This is a genomic window from Comamonas testosteroni ATCC 11996, from assembly GCF_000241525.1.
Classification (GTDB): Bacteria; Pseudomonadota; Gammaproteobacteria; order Burkholderiales; family Burkholderiaceae_C; genus Comamonas; species Comamonas testosteroni.
In genome coordinates this window covers 1-13,797 of the sequence record NZ_AHIL01000049.1, presented here as the reverse complement: position 1 = coordinate 13,797, position 13,797 = coordinate 1, and the positions used below count along the sequence as shown (strand labels likewise).

Sequence of the window (13,797 nt, the reverse complement as noted above, 5' to 3'; positions counted from 1 at the left end):
AAGACAAATCACGTTGCATGGCAGGCAGGACTCGAGAAGTGGATCTTCAGAACACTTGTTCGCATGGCACGTCGGCTCCGGGCGCGGCCTTGGTGTCGGCGATGCTGGCGCTGTCCGGGAAGAATGCAAGACCATTGCGGCCTTGGCCTCCCTTCGCTTCAACTAGATCGGGATTCAGACGCGGAAGCTTGCCCTTGGCAATGGCACCATCAGTATTAGGCGGCGATCGTCCAGGCTCTCGGCGGCCATGATCGTATCGAGAAGCGCCAAGTTCTTGATAGCTGCGGGTAGAGGGCGGGAATGACCATCCATAAGGACGTTATCTGGTGGATCAGGCCCTTGGCTAGCTAAAGATTTGAACTAGGCGAGTACCACGCGATTGCGTCCAGCTGCCTTGCCTTGATACATGGCAGCATCAGCGCGCGAGATGAGGGCTTCTGCGGTTTCTCCCTGTCGATACTGAGCCGCACCCAGCGTACAGGTCACTTGCAGATCCTTGTGCACTAACTGTGCCCACGGGAGTGCTTCTGTGCTTTCGCGAATTCTTTCGAGCAGCACTTCTGCCTGGGCCAGTTGCGTGTCACAGAGCACCAGAAGAAATTCTTCTCCACCGTAACGACCAGCGCAATCGGTTGCACGAATCTGCGAAGACAGAAGCTGTCCAAAAGCTCGAAGCACTTGATCTCCTCCTTCATGCCCGTAACGGTCATTGACCTGTTTGAAGAAGTCAATGTCAAGCATTGCGATGCAAAACGAGGCGCCTCTGCGTTGAGCTGCATGAATACATTGCTGCAGTCGATCCATGACCCCTCGGCGGTTTGCCAGTCCCGTCAAGTCATCGTTGCGCACCAAGTTTTCAATCTGCTTCAGCGCGACGGCCAGTTTTTCATTACTCGCACTGAGTCGATATTGCATGCTGCGAAAGTAGGTGACCAGGACGCTGCATCGGACGACCGCTCCGAGCATGACACCGACAGTGAGGAACTGCCCGATGAGGGTATCGGTGGTCATGCGCATCTGTGGCCCTACCCAATAAACGGCCAACGCAATTGCAATGAGCGTGCAACTCCAGGTCATCCAGAAACTGGTACGCCGCGGAGCAAGAAAGCCGTCGGTACTGAAGACCAGAAGCATAACCAGTGCCTGGAACGCAGCCTGAGGAGCGGCGACAAGTAAGCCCAGCACCCCTGTAACCGCGACTAGCTGGTGCCAGAAGAACAAGCCAGGGTCACTCCGAGTCTGGCTCCAGCCGCTGGCGTAGGCCCAGGTGATAAAGGCCATCCCTGCGCCTATCCAGAGTCCATACAGCAGCACTGCATGCAACGGTACGTAGCCTGCCCAGCAGTGGCCGAGGAATAGCAGGAAGGCATATAGATGGCTCAATAGGACCGAAGCGTGCAACTGCCATGTGCGCTTACGCCAGCGTTCGAAATGCTGAGTTTCATCGGCAAGAGGCGATGAAGACTTAGGGCCCCACAAAGGTGGTCCGCGTGTTTTTTCAGGGGAGTGAGCCATTGCCGGTTAATGGTCGCTGAAGTGCAAAGTGCGATTGGTTGTTACAAATAACAGTTTGCCCGAATTCTGGCCCTGGAAAATTACGGCGAGTGACCTGACGAAGCTCGGATCGAACTGACAACTATCGGGGTGTCAGACAATGCGACTCAGAGCCATTGGAAGGCTATATCGGTAGAAGTGTTTCCTGACGCCTTTAGCTCGACATGACGACCTAGGGCACAGCGGTAAATGTTCATGCTCTTGAACATTGCGCTCCAGAAACAAAAAAGCCTGCTTGAGCCGGGCTGGTGCACTAATTGGGTAGGCAAACAGGAAGTTCAACAAGAACTTACATGAGGCGCGCGCGGCAAGACTAGCCTGCAAGGCTCCACGTTCTTAAGGAGTTGCTATGAAGGCGCTACTTTTAATCGCAGCACTTGCCGGTACGCTGGCTGGATGCTCAATGATGCCGGGGCGTAGTTCAGGGTCCATGCCTGCCGAGGGTTCCAGTCAGACGATGGGTGGCATGAATATGAGCGGCGACCGGGATCGCTGGATGTATGACGACAATGGGCGTCCTTGGACCGGAGGTGATGGTGCCTTCTATGGCGCACAGAACAGATAGGTGAATAGCTGGGTCAAGGTTTTGCTTTGAGGCACTGCACGGTCCTTTCGTCCAGCCGCTCGGCATACGTGTCTGGGCATACGAATTCGTCGCGCAGTGCCTTCACTGAAACAAAGGACTCATCAGCCTGCGCGAAAGAGCCGATCAGCCTCTACCTCTGGTAGACAGCCAAGTTTTATGGCTTCGAAGCTTCAAAAAACAGAGCGCATGAATACTGACTGTTGTATGAATTAGGTAAGCAAAGTAGCCGTTCAACAAGAATTTACAGCGGGCACTCACCTCAGGAATAGTCTTGAAGACTCCTTCTTCTCAAGGGGTTGTCATGAAAGCGCTACTTTTAATTGCAGCAGTAGCCAGTACGCTGGCGGGCTGCTCAATGATGCCGGGGCGTGATGCCGGGCGCATGCAAGAGCAAGGTGCCCAACGGACGATGGGAAACAGTGATATGCGCTATGAGTGGGGGCGTGGAGCGTATCAAGGTCCTGGCAGCATGCCGCAGTGGGCAGGCGGGGATGACACTTCTGGAGGCCTTGGCTGGCGTCGTGATTAGGCTGGAAGAGCGCATCTTGTGCGAACGCCGCTATTTTCTACCTGGCCCCCAAGGATCTTCCTTTAGACACTGCACGCTCTTGGCGCCCAGCCACTCCAGGAGGCTCCGATCGCCTGGTACTGACTGAGTAAGTCGAGCATCCTTCAACCAGAGGCATTTCCCTGCCATCGACCGCAATCATCACGCCTGTTGCGTTGGCGTCGATTTCAACAGCGAAATCATTGGGTTTGTCCAAGGAGTTGATGTGATTGGCCAAGTACCGGCCTTGCCTCAGATGCGCGAGGTGCTCATTCCCGATGCGCCCGATGCGTCCAATGTGAGCCTGCCGGACGCGCCGGCGTTTTTGGCGCTGAGCACGCACCAGTTTGGCGGCGTGAATCTGCACGAGGACTGGCTGGCCAAGCTCGATGACATACCCGAGTTGCAGTTGCTGGAGGCGGCGCCCTTTGAGTTCAAACGTGCGCCGGGCTATGCATCGGCCTTGCTCGACAACCTCAAAGCCGTGATCGCAGCCCGCATTCAGGGCAGCACCGGGCTGAAGCCCGAAGCAGAGCAAGCCATCTGGGACCGTTCGCGTGACCGCGAAACCCAGGTGGCGCTGGCGTGCGAGCATGAGGTGATGCGCGCGGCCGAGGAGCTGGGCTTTCCGCTGCCGTCCGGGGTGCTGGTCGGCCAGTTGACCGATGCCCGTCGTGAGTTCCACGACAAGCTCTCGGGCCTGTCGCGCGACATCGCCATCAAGCAGGCCGAGCTGGAGCAGGCCAATGTGAAGGACGCGATCACCCAGGGGCTGGTGCAGGAAGGCCAGTTGATGGACCAGGCCATGCAGCTGGACCGCCTGTCATTCGAGGCGGTCAAGGCGACGGCCGACCATGGCATTGCGACCCATAACGCGGCGCTCGAGCGCTTCAAGGCCTTGCAGAACTGCCGGAGATGGATGCAGCAGCCAAGCCGTCGGCCATTCTGGTGGACGGCTACAAGGTGAGTGCCCGCGCCTAGAGCAGGGTGCCTGCTTCGGCAGGTATCACTGGCGGCGTTGGCTGGAGCTATAGCGGATCGCTTTATCAGTGATGAAGGACTGAAAACGACCCAAAGCGGAATTCCAAAAGATCAGGTTCAGTGCTAGATGCGCAGAGGATGCCTTCCTTTACCTGCATAAAATTTGAGGAGAATCCACAGGTTAGTAAGCAGAATCAGGGGCCGCTGCGTCGGCTTTGGTCTGATCTCGCATCCGATGACCCCATTGATCAGCCCACTGAGTCAGGGGTTTGAGGGCACTTCCCAGCTTCCTGCCTTCTTCCGTGAGCCGGTACCCCCCCTCCGCGTGATCCACCAAGCCCACCTCGCGCAGTTCGCCGAGTCGAATGTTCAATAGACGGGTGTTTGTCTCGCAAGCGTCCAGCAAAGCGCGAAACGTCAGGGAGCCTGACTGCAGCTCCCAAAGAATTCGCAGCGTAGTCCGTCTTCCTAGCAAATCCAGGACGACCATGAGAGGGCGTCCTGACTTGGAACCTCGGACTGGTTTGTCAATAGCGGGTGTCATACGTATGCTTTACTTTATACAGCGCGCAATATAGCCTGAACTTCAGGTTAGGGGCGCCGGCTGGCGGTTGCTCCAACCTGCACTATTTGGAAGGCAATACATGACAGCACGCATCGCCCCCGCACACCCCCCCTTTGAGTCCGATATCGCGGAGCGCATCGACAAGACCATGAAGGGTCGCCCGCCGCTGTGGCTTTTCGCGACCTTGGCCCGCGATCCTCGTCTGGCCAGGAAGTTTTTCTCCGGCAGTCTGTTGGATCGCGGTCATTTGACAATACGGCAAAGGGAAATCGTAATTGACCGCACGACGGCTCTGTGTCGCTCTGAATACGAATGGGGGATCCACGTAACCGGCTTTGCGAAGCTGGCCGAACTCACTCACGATCAGGTTCGCTCGACCGTTCTCGGATCGGCAGCAGATGCCTGCTGGAGCGACGAGGAGAAACTGCTGATACGGGTCTGTGATGCACTGCACTTGCACTGCGATATCGACGACCAACTCTGGGCGAGCCTCAGTGCCACCTTCCCCGAGAACGCCTTGATGGAACTCCTGATGCTGGCAGGTTTCTATCGAACAGTCAGCTACCTGACCAACGCACTGCGGATGCCGCTCGAAGACAACGCGGAGCGATTTCCCACGGCCTAGCGCCGGATTGGGCTGTGCCTACGCGGAGCCCCTTTGGCATCCGCGTACATGCAAGATTCTGTTGCAGAAAATCGTTCACAGGAAGCTGAGCCAGCAGAGGCGTGAAGTTCATGCATGGCGGGGCTGACCCTAGATCTGGACAGCCCGGCCAATGAACTGGATGGGGCCGGTGGGGCGTCCACTCGGCGATCCGCCGTAGGGCTCCAGGGTCAGCTCAAACAGTTGGTTGGGCTGCAGGGGCGGGAGCTTGTCCACTGGGACCTCTATGGCCTGGCCCGGCGTGACCAGACCGAGCGATACCGGAGCGCTCCAGCCGTCGGCTTTGGTCCAGAACTGCAGAGACTTCTCGGCGGGAACACTATCGGTGCCCAGCGGGAGCAGGCGCAGTCTTCCTTCGACTTGGGCCTGTACCAACCAGCCTGGAGACTGGCTCTGGGGTGCGGCCAACACGACGAAATAGCGTGGCGCTGCCGGAGGAGACGCTTCACGCACTGCAAGAACAGCGGCCAGCACTGCTGCAGCGGCGAAACCCGCGCCCGTCAGGCTGCGCCAAAGAGCGAGGCTGTCCCATTGCCACCAGCGTATTCGGGATGGAGTGGCTTGGGGGTGAGTCTTGGGTGCAATGCTTGCGGCGATGCGCTGCCATAGGCCGGCCGCCGGCTCGACCGGCTCGGCCAGGGTCGTGAGCGGCAACAGGCGCTGCTCCCATTCATCCACTGCTGCGCGCAGGGCAGGCTCAGATATCAGGCGGGATTCAATGGAGCGGCGCTGGTCTGCATTGAGCGTGCCCAATACATACTCTCCGGCCTGGGTGTGCAGGTCGTCTGGAGGCAGTGATTGTTGGGTTTCGCCGCTCATTGCATGCATTCCCGCAGTGCGCGCAGTCCGCGCTGAATCCAGGCTTTTACTGTGCCCAAAGGGGCTTGCACCCTTTCGGCAATTTCGCTGTGTGTGCAGCCGTCAACATAAGCGTGCAACAAGCAGGCGCGGCGTGCAGGCTCCAAACCATCCAGGCATTGCCCCAGACGGCCAAGCGCTGCCTGTCGTGCAAGCTCGTCGCCGCTTTCCTGCCACGTCGCAAGAGCTGCTTGTGCATCGAGGTGAGTCGTCGCCGGTTCATCCAGCACTGTCTCGCGAGCACTGTCCCGCACTCGATTCAGGGCAGCATGTCTGACTATGCTGTAGATCCAGCCCCGCCCAGCACCTCGGCCGGCGTCGAAGCTCGATGCGCGCTCCCAGATGGACACAAAAGCATCGTGCAGAACATCCTCTGCAGCAGCACGATCCCGAACAATTCTGAGAGCCACGCCCAGCAGGTAGCGCGCTTCGTGCTCATAGATGCTGCGCAAGGCCTCGCGATTACCTCGCGCACAGGCTTGTAGCGCAGCGTCGTGGTCGAAAGCGTCGTCTTTAGGGGCGGCTGCAGGCGGCACAAATAAAAGGGTAGAAGGAAATAGAGATAGATCCTTCATGCATTCTAGTCATGCTGTTGCAAAGCCTTACATCGTGGGTTTCCAGAAGATGTAATCGGCCTGGTACTTGACCATGGTTTTTTGGCCTTTGGTGGTCGAGGTGCAAGGTTGGTCGGCCGGTGCGACGCCTCCTTGGAGCGCTACGCGTTGGATGTAGCTAACGCCTACCAGAGCGCCGGCACCCATGGCGGGATTGGCTTTGACCAATTGGTATGGCAAGTTGCCGGGGCCAGAAGGAGCGACTGCAATCTGCGTAGCCGTAAGCTTGGAGCCGTCGTTGGCCTCCCAGGTTGCGGGAGGGCCGTAGTAGCGACCAATGGACTTGCCCGCACGATCTTTCAGCACCGCATCGGGGCCGACGAAGACCCATTCGGTTTGACCTGGTGCGTTGGCCTTGTCCCGGCACTCATAGGTGATGTCGCCACTGCCTACGGTTTCCCAGGCTACCTTGTGACCTGCGGGGACCTGAATGGGCGCTGGCAGCGAAGCCTGCGAGAAAGTGCTGGCCGGAGACTTCATCGAGCCGCAGGCGGCGAGCAGCGCTGCCGTAGAGGTAACGGCAACCATGGCCGCGAAACGGGGTGCGAAGCGAGTGGACGACATTGAGATTCTCCAATTGGATCGGTTGCAAGGATTCACTGAAGCAGCACATTTCTTGTGTTGCTGCAGGTACTACCCACGAGATCGATGTTTGGATGCACCCGATGCAGATTTTTCTTTGAAAATGTCCCGTAACGCTATGACTTGCGCTGCTTTAGTAGCCTTCGACCAAAGACATCTCCGTTCCATCGACCGCCATCATCACGCTCGTGGTGTTGGGGTCGATTTCAATTGGGATGCCCCACAGCTCGTTGGGTGTACCGAAGGAATTGATGATGTTCAACTGCCGCAGCACTTGCGGCGGCATCTTGATGATGCTTGGGATCGCGTTGTTATGGGCCTTCCAGTGCCTCAGGAGGGTTTGGCAAACACGCTTGCGGACTGTGTGGATCGGTGATTCATCGATCATGGCGCGATTGTCTCAGAGCAGATCGCTCTTTTGTCGGCCATGCTGAGCCATGTCTTGCACCGAGCGGCACAATTCCAGCATCTCAATATGCTGCGCATCCAGTAGAGGGTCGCGTACAGCTCATGCTGTACGACCATTGAAGGATGACTTTCATCGGCGAACTCCTTGCGCCCTCTGTACACAGTCACAGCACGGAGCCCACCAAATTCAATTTATGCGCTGCTTTCTCGGTTTATGTCATACCGGTGTGACGATCTCGGGAAGTTTTACCGATGCCTGGACTGAGCACTTGGCTCCCTCAACTGTGTAAGGCAACTAGCGCTATTGGATTCCTGCTTGAGGTCGATCTGCGCCAGTCGCGATCAGGTTGTGAGTTCAACTGGTCAATACAGCATATGTGCTGAAAATCTCCGCAGGTGCTATAGCCAGCCGGCACGACGAAAGCGGTAGTAGATATAGGCGCAAACGCCGACAATCAATAACAGTGCCGCAGGGTAGCCATACTGCCACTTCAGCTCTGGCATATGCTCAAAATTCATTCCCCAGATGCCTACGAAGGCCGTGCATATTGCAAAGATGCTGGCCCAGGCCGCCAGCCGTTTGGTGACTTCGTTTTCATCGATTGCGACCAGTGCCAAGTTGACCTGCATCGCGGTCGAAATGGTGTCTCGCATTCCCTCGATGAGACCATTAATGCGGACCAAGTGGTCTGCTACATCACGGAAGTAATCCTGCGATCCAGTGCATACCTGTGGCACACGTCCACCGTAGAGCTTGCTTACCGCCTCGAGCAATGGTGCAACAGCGTGTTTGAGAACCATGACGCGTTGCTTCAGCCCATAAAGCTGCTTGATGCTCTCTCGTGCAGCTCGCTGCGTGAAGATCTGTAGCTCAACGGCCTCTAGCTCGGCCTCTAGGGCTTCAAGGATCGGAAAGTAACGGTCAACCACCGCGTCCATCAGCGCATACAAGACAAATCCCGCGCCGTGTTTAAGAAGCTCGGGTTCTTTCTCGCAGCGATCCCGTACTCCCAGAAAACCTTGTTTGCTGCGATTTCTGACCGATAGAACGTAGTTGGAGCCGATGAACACATCCACCTCACCCAAGTTGAAATGGCCTGGTTGATTGGGGTCTGGCTCCAGAAGGTGCATGACGGCAAAGAGCGACTGACCGTACTCCTCTATCTTGGGTCGTTGATGCCCATGATGGGCATCCTCTACAGCAAGCTCATGTAGGTCGAACTCTTCACGCATTTCTTCTAGCTCTGTCGACGTCGCATCGGACAGAGCGACCCAGACAAAGCAGTTAGGTCTTGCAATGTACTCGCTGATATCGGCGACCGGAATGTCTGCCAGTTTGGATCCTTTTTCGTAGGCCACGCAATTGATCAGCATCGAGATCCTCTTGAAACAATCGAAAAGCACCAATGGTGCCATGCACGAACCTCAGCAGAGTCCGGCGATAAACAGATGAAAGTGGACCGATAACAGAGGGACAGGTTTTCCTTAACGCCCTTCACCCTCTTTGAGGCTATTGCTGAGGAAACACTACGGTCCCGGCCCGAAATACACAAGCCCATCCTCTACGTTGACCGCAAGCAGTCATCCAAGGTGGGCTTCTTCTGTGATCTGGTCGCTGGCGCTGCTTGGCAGGATGCGCTCATTGAGGCGCCCTCAGTTCGAGGGCGCTTTTGTTCCAGTGAGCGGGGGCATGGCAACAGCTTGTAAGCCGTTGAGCTGAGCTGGACGCGAAACAAAAAACACTTCCGGGCGAATTAAGACTCCCCAGGACGGTACATCGGTTATGGTGGGTAACTTAAATCACTAAGGAATCGCCTGATGCCAAAACCAAACTACCAATTCGAAAAAAGGCAGCGGGAGCTCGAGAAAAAGAAAAAGAAGGCTGAGAAGGCTCAGCGCAAAGCCACAGGGCCCGAAACAGCTGCGCCAGTCCTGAACTCTGAGGCACTGGTTGAGAACAAGTAGGTAAGGGATAGGCTTTGTGTCGGTGCGACTTTTGAGAGCCTCAAAAGAGCTGCGCCGGCATTTAGATAAGCGGCTTACCAAAGCATGATCAATGGTGCCTGGATATCTACAGCCTTGAACTTTGGAAGCTGGAAAAAGATTGCCTGCTAGATGAGTCATCGCGCAGACAATTTTTTTCCAAAACCGGAACACATGCTGGAACAGTTCCCGGAACGTCTTCAAAATATATAGCATTACATCTTTGATGCCTGGGGTCGGAATCGACCCCCCACGTCTTGCGGCGGGGGATTTTGAGTCCCCTTGGTTGGGCGATCGATGAGCCGGGCTCGGGGCAGGCAAAACGTGTGGTATGGAGTATGGATTTCGCCGCGCCGTGTGCGCTGGCCGAGTTGTGAAATCGCTGGAAGGATCCGGCGTCCGGTGAGCCGGTGCAGAGCTACAACACGCTGACCATCAATGCCGACTCACATTCCCTGATGAGTCGCATGCACAAGCCAGATCCCAGGCTGCCGGCGGACCAGCAGGACAAACGCAGCGTGATACCGATCGAGATGCAGGGTGTGGACCAGTGGCTGGCGGGGACTCAGAAAGAAGCGTCTGAACTGTTGCGGCTGGCACCGGTCGGCGTGTTCGATGCCGTACCGGCCTGGTTCCAGGCGCCTGCTATCGGCCAGAAGCCCTTGCCTCGGGTTTTCACCCTCCCCCGCGTTTGAATGCTTTGACCTGCCACAACATGCCAAGCTTCAGTGATTGCCCCGTGCGCGGGCTTGCGTCCACACTCGACTTCGTTTCAAAAGTAACAAGTCATTAGCTGTGCGCCTACAAATCCCTGTCGCCTTCCAGGCTCTCACCCTGGCCACCTGCCAGACTGCTGTTCCCAGCTCCTTCACACGCTCCAGCTCCGCCGGACTGCTGGGCCTGCTGTGTCTGGGCTGGCTCTCGCCGGTGCTGTCCCAGCCGGTCTCTATTCCCGATGCGGGCAGCCTGCAGCGTGAGACCGAGCGCAGCCTTCAAGCGCCGGGTGCCATCCCCCAGTTGCGCGCCAAGCCGGCGCAGGAGCAAGCCGCAGACCCCGATGCCCCTCGCGTCACGGTGCAGCGCTTTGTCATCGAAGGCGCCCAACTGCTGCCAGAGCCCGCGCTGCAGGCCTTGCTGGCCGATTTGCAGGGCCATGCGCTGAGCATGCAGGAGCTGGAGCAGGCCGTGTCCCGCATAGAGCGGGCCTACCGCGATGCCGGCTGGTATGCCCGGGTCTGGCCGCCGCCGCAGGATGTCACCCAGGGCGTGGTGCACATCCAGGTGCTGGAGGGCCGCTTTGGCCAAGCCAGCGTGCAGCCTGCCGCATCGTCCGCCGGTGCTCCGCTGCGCGCCGATGCCCAGCGCGTTTTGCGCACCGTCACAGCAGGGCTGCAAGCAGGCCAGCCCCTGTCGGCGGTCAAGCTGGAGCGCGGCCTGCTGCTGGCCAACGACCTGCCCGGCATGGAGGCCACGGCCGTGCTGCAAGCCGGCCAGGCCACGGGCAGCAGCGACCTGGCCATCGAGGTCGCAGACCAGCCCCTGCTCACGGGCGATATGGCCCTCAGCAACTACGGCCTGCGCACCACGGGAAAGGGCCAGCTCTCGGGCGGGCTGGCCGTCAATAATCTCTCGGGCCGGGGCGACCAGCTCAGCCTGCGCATGCTGGGCTCGGCCCACCTGGGCAGCGTGCAGGCCCGCTACAGCCTGCCCCTGGGCTACGACGGCCTGCGCCTGGCGGTCTGGAGCTCGGCCATGGATTACAAGCTGGCCGGCAGCTACAGCAGCCTGGACGCCAAGGGCCAGGCCTACAGTGCCGGCATGGGTCTGAGCTATCCGCTGCTGCGTCAGCAGGCCCGCAATCTGCAGCTGCATGTGGGCCTGCAGCACCGCCGCTACGACGACGACATGCTGGACACGGCCGTGCGCCGCCAGCGCAACGAGGTCTTGAACTTAGGGCTCAGCGGCGACCTCAGCGACAGCCTGGGCGGCGGCGGCATCAACTGGGGTAGCGTGCAGCTGCTGCATGGTCGGCTGCGCATGCAGGCCAGCACCGGAGAAGTCACACAAGACGCGGCAGGCCCCAACACCCGGGATGATTACACCAAGCTGGCCTGGCAGGCCAACCGCCTGCAAAACCTGGCGGGCTGGCTGGGCCAGGGCTGGCAGCTGCAAGCCAGTGCCAGCGGGCAATGGGCCCATCAAAACCTGGGCAGCGCCGAGCGCATGAGCCTGGGCGGACCCGACCAAATCCGCGCCTACCCCGTCAACGAGGCCATGGGTGACCAAGGCCTGCTGCTCAAGCTGCAGCTGCAGCGCGAGCTGGGCAGTGCCCTGGGCGGGGGCTGGCAGGCCCAGCTGTTCTACGACTGGGGCCAGATCCGCCAGCACAAAAAGCCATGGCAGGGCTGGGATGGAGGCAGCGGCATGGCCAACAGCTACCACCTGGCCGGCTGGGGCCTGGGCCTGCGCTGGAGCGGCCAGGGCGACTGGCGTGGCTGGCAGGTGCAAGCCAGCGTGGCCACCCCGGTGGGCAACAACCCTGCTGCCAGCCAGGGGCGCAACAGCGACGGCAGCAGCCAGCGCAGCAGCCGGGGCTGGTTGGTACTCAGCCGCAGCTTCTAAGAGGTAAGGGGCGGCCCAGTCCCCATCGCTTGAACTCACAGAACCATCGCTGTCAGCGCAATACGGATAGGTGCGCACAGCGTTTTTTAACCCATTTTTTTGCAGGTGCATCGCATGAACCACTACTACCGCCTTGTACGCAGCGCCGACGGCACGCGCTATATGCCCGCCCCCGAAACCGCCAAGAGCCAGGGCAAGGCCAGCAAGGCCGTGGCCTCGGTCAGCGTGCTGCTGGGCCTGGTGGCGGCAGGGGGCAATGCCTGGGCCCAGGCGCCACCGGCCAATGCATTGCCTACCGGCGCCCAGGTAGCGGCTGGCCAGGCCAGCATCGGCCAAAACGGCAAGCAGATGACCATCAACCAGGGCAGCGACCGTGCCGTCATTAACTGGCAGGGCTTTGACATCGGCAGCCAGGCTGCCGTGCGCTTTAACCAGCCCGGCACCAGCTCCGTGGCCCTGAACCGCGTGGTGGCAGGCGACGCCAGCCAGATCCACGGCCAGCTCAGCGCCAATGGCCAGCTCTGGGTGCTCAACCCCAACGGCGTGGTGTTTGGTGCCGGCAGCCGGGTGGATGTGGGCGGCCTGGTGGCCAGCACCATGCACAGCAGCGACGCCGACTTCATGGCCGGCAAGGCCGTGTTCCATCGCAACGGCAGCACAGGTAGCGTCCTCAATCAAGGAGAGATCACCGCCCATGGCGATGGCGGCCAGGGCGGCCTGGTGGCCCTGCTGGCCCCCACCGTGAAAAACGAGGGCATCATCCGCGCCCAGCTGGGCAGCGTGGTGCTGGCCGCGGGCGATCGCATCACGCTCAGCACCGGCGTGGGCGGCAGGCTGCAGGTGGCGCCAGACCCGGCCACCGTGAAGACGCTGATCGAGAACAAGCAGCTCATCGTGGCCGACGGCGGCCAGGTGCTGATGACCAGCCGCGCCGCCGATGCGCTGTCGGCCGGCGTGGTCTCCAACAGCGGCGCCGTGCAGGCCCGCACCCTGGCCCACCAGGAAGGCCGCATTGTGTTGCTGGCCGATATGCAGCATGGCAGCACCCAAGTGGCAGGCCTGCTGGACGCCAGCGCCCCCGATGGCGGCAATGGTGGCTTTGTGGACACCAGCGCCGCCCAGGTGCAGATCCAGGCCGGCACCCGCGTGACCACCCAGGCCGCCAGTGGCAAAACCGGGCAGTGGCTGATCGACCCCACGGACTTCACCATCAGCGTCGGCGAAGCTACCCAGACAGACAGCGGCATTGGCGCAGACACCCTGGTTGCCAACCTGGCCAGCACCGATGTCACACTGCAAACCGTTGCCGCCGGCAGCGACAAGGGCAGCATCCATGTGAATGCCGATGTGCGCTACGACGCCAACCAGCTCACGCTCAATGCCCACCACGACATCAACATCAACGCCACCATGGATGTGGGCGGCACGGGCAGCCTGGCGCTGAACCATGGCAATACCCTGGGCAACGCCGCGACTGCTCCGGCAGCAGACAGCCAGCTGAGCATCAATGGCCGCGTGAACTTTGCGCAAGCCGGTGCGGGCCTGCTCAGCATCAACGGCCATGGCTATACCGTGATCAACGATGTGGCCGCCCTGCAAGACATGGACAGCAATCTGGGCGGCAAATACGCCCTGGGTGCCGACATCGACGCCAGCGCCACAGCCGGCTGGAACCTGAATGCCGGCATCTACAACGGCTTTGTACCCATTGGCAGCAACAGCGATAGCACCGACGCCACGCGCTTTACCGGCAGCTTCGATGGCCTGGGCCACAGCATCCGCGATCTGACGGTCAATGTGAATCAGCCGCTGGGCAGCTATGGCTACAGCTAT

General features: G+C 59.6%; 12 protein-coding genes. 5 read left to right on the top strand and 7 right to left on the bottom strand.

All coding sequences use genetic code 11. From position 1 onward, the window contains the following. Positions 1 to 360 precede the first annotated feature (360 nt). Complete coding sequence (locus tag CTATCC11996_RS21435; protein WP_238532434.1) at positions 361 to 1,515, bottom strand: GGDEF domain-containing protein; 1,155 nt, start codon at positions 1,513 to 1,515, stop codon at positions 361 to 363. Positions 1,516 to 2,913: 1,398 nt separating this feature from the next. Between CTATCC11996_RS21435 and CTATCC11996_RS21430 the strand changes: the two genes are divergently transcribed. Further along, positions 2,914 to 3,654, top strand: coding sequence for a hypothetical protein (locus tag CTATCC11996_RS21430; protein WP_003080415.1), 741 nt, complete (start codon positions 2,914 to 2,916; stop codon positions 3,652 to 3,654). Positions 3,655 to 3,849: 195 nt separating this feature from the next. Here the strand turns inward: CTATCC11996_RS21430 and CTATCC11996_RS21425 are convergent, their stop codons facing one another. Next, positions 3,850 to 4,158, bottom strand: a complete 309-nt coding sequence (locus tag CTATCC11996_RS21425) for a winged helix-turn-helix transcriptional regulator (protein WP_003080412.1) — start codon at positions 4,156 to 4,158, stop codon at positions 3,850 to 3,852. A gap of 154 nt (positions 4,159 to 4,312) precedes the next feature. Between CTATCC11996_RS21425 and CTATCC11996_RS21420 the strand changes: the two genes are divergently transcribed. After that, positions 4,313 to 4,858: a carboxymuconolactone decarboxylase family protein gene (locus CTATCC11996_RS21420; protein WP_003080410.1), complete on the top strand. Its 546-nt coding sequence runs from the start codon at positions 4,313 to 4,315 to the stop codon at positions 4,856 to 4,858. Positions 4,859 to 4,987: 129 nt separating this feature from the next. Here CTATCC11996_RS21420 and CTATCC11996_RS21415 read toward each other — a convergent pair whose 3' ends face one another. The 5 genes from CTATCC11996_RS21415 to corA form a co-directional block, all read right to left on the bottom strand. Next, positions 4,988 to 5,716: an anti-sigma factor gene (locus tag CTATCC11996_RS21415; protein ID WP_003080408.1), complete on the bottom strand. Its 729-nt coding sequence runs from the start codon at positions 5,714 to 5,716 to the stop codon at positions 4,988 to 4,990. Further along, complete coding sequence (locus CTATCC11996_RS21410) at positions 5,713 to 6,291, bottom strand: sigma-70 family RNA polymerase sigma factor (protein ID WP_034350038.1); 579 nt, start codon at positions 6,289 to 6,291, stop codon at positions 5,713 to 5,715. The genes CTATCC11996_RS21415 and CTATCC11996_RS21410 overlap by 4 nt, the downstream gene beginning before the upstream one ends. Before the next feature lie 66 nt (positions 6,292 to 6,357). Continuing rightward, a complete protein-coding gene (locus CTATCC11996_RS21405) occupies positions 6,358 to 6,933 on the bottom strand; it encodes a DUF3455 domain-containing protein (RefSeq protein WP_003080404.1) in 576 nt (191 codons plus the stop codon). A 151-nt stretch (positions 6,934 to 7,084) separates the two neighbouring features. Continuing rightward, entirely contained in the window at positions 7,085 to 7,339 is a 255-nt protein-coding gene (locus CTATCC11996_RS21400) for a hypothetical protein (protein WP_003080403.1), read from the bottom strand. Between the two features lie 419 nt (positions 7,340 to 7,758). Next, positions 7,759 to 8,733: a magnesium/cobalt transporter CorA gene (gene corA, locus CTATCC11996_RS21395; protein ID WP_003080402.1), complete on the bottom strand. Its 975-nt coding sequence runs from the start codon at positions 8,731 to 8,733 to the stop codon at positions 7,759 to 7,761. 1,019 nt (positions 8,734 to 9,752) lie between these two features. On the opposite strand from corA, the gene CTATCC11996_RS21390 reads away from it, so the two are divergent. The 3 genes from CTATCC11996_RS21390 to CTATCC11996_RS21380 form a co-directional block, all read left to right on the top strand. After that, positions 9,753 to 10,037 (top strand): hypothetical protein, encoded by a 285-nt coding sequence (locus CTATCC11996_RS21390; protein WP_003080400.1) that lies wholly within the window; start codon positions 9,753 to 9,755, stop codon positions 10,035 to 10,037. A gap of 100 nt (positions 10,038 to 10,137) precedes the next feature. Then, complete coding sequence (locus CTATCC11996_RS21385) at positions 10,138 to 11,964, top strand: ShlB/FhaC/HecB family hemolysin secretion/activation protein (RefSeq protein ID WP_003080398.1); 1,827 nt, start codon at positions 10,138 to 10,140, stop codon at positions 11,962 to 11,964. A gap of 114 nt (positions 11,965 to 12,078) precedes the next feature. Further along, a partial coding sequence (locus CTATCC11996_RS21380; RefSeq protein ID WP_003080397.1) for a two-partner secretion domain-containing protein occupies positions 12,079 to 13,797 on the top strand: 1,719 nt, incomplete at its 3' end.

Coding starts and splice junctions, on each gene's coding strand:
- CTATCC11996_RS21435 (WP_238532434.1), bottom strand. CDS start 1,515: ATGGCTCACTCCCCTGAAAAAACACGCGGACCACCTTTGTGGGGCCCT.
- CTATCC11996_RS21425 (WP_003080412.1), bottom strand. CDS start 4,158: ATGGTCGTCCTGGATTTGCTAGGAAGACGGACTACGCTGCGAATTCTT.
- CTATCC11996_RS21420 (WP_003080410.1), top strand. CDS start 4,313: ATGACAGCACGCATCGCCCCCGCACACCCCCCCTTTGAGTCCGATATC.
- CTATCC11996_RS21415 (WP_003080408.1), bottom strand. CDS start 5,716: ATGAGCGGCGAAACCCAACAATCACTGCCTCCAGACGACCTGCACACC.
- CTATCC11996_RS21405 (WP_003080404.1), bottom strand. CDS start 6,933: ATGTCGTCCACTCGCTTCGCACCCCGTTTCGCGGCCATGGTTGCCGTT.
- CTATCC11996_RS21400 (WP_003080403.1), bottom strand. CDS start 7,339: ATGATCGATGAATCACCGATCCACACAGTCCGCAAGCGTGTTTGCCAA.
- corA (WP_003080402.1), bottom strand. CDS start 8,733: ATGCTGATCAATTGCGTGGCCTACGAAAAAGGATCCAAACTGGCAGAC.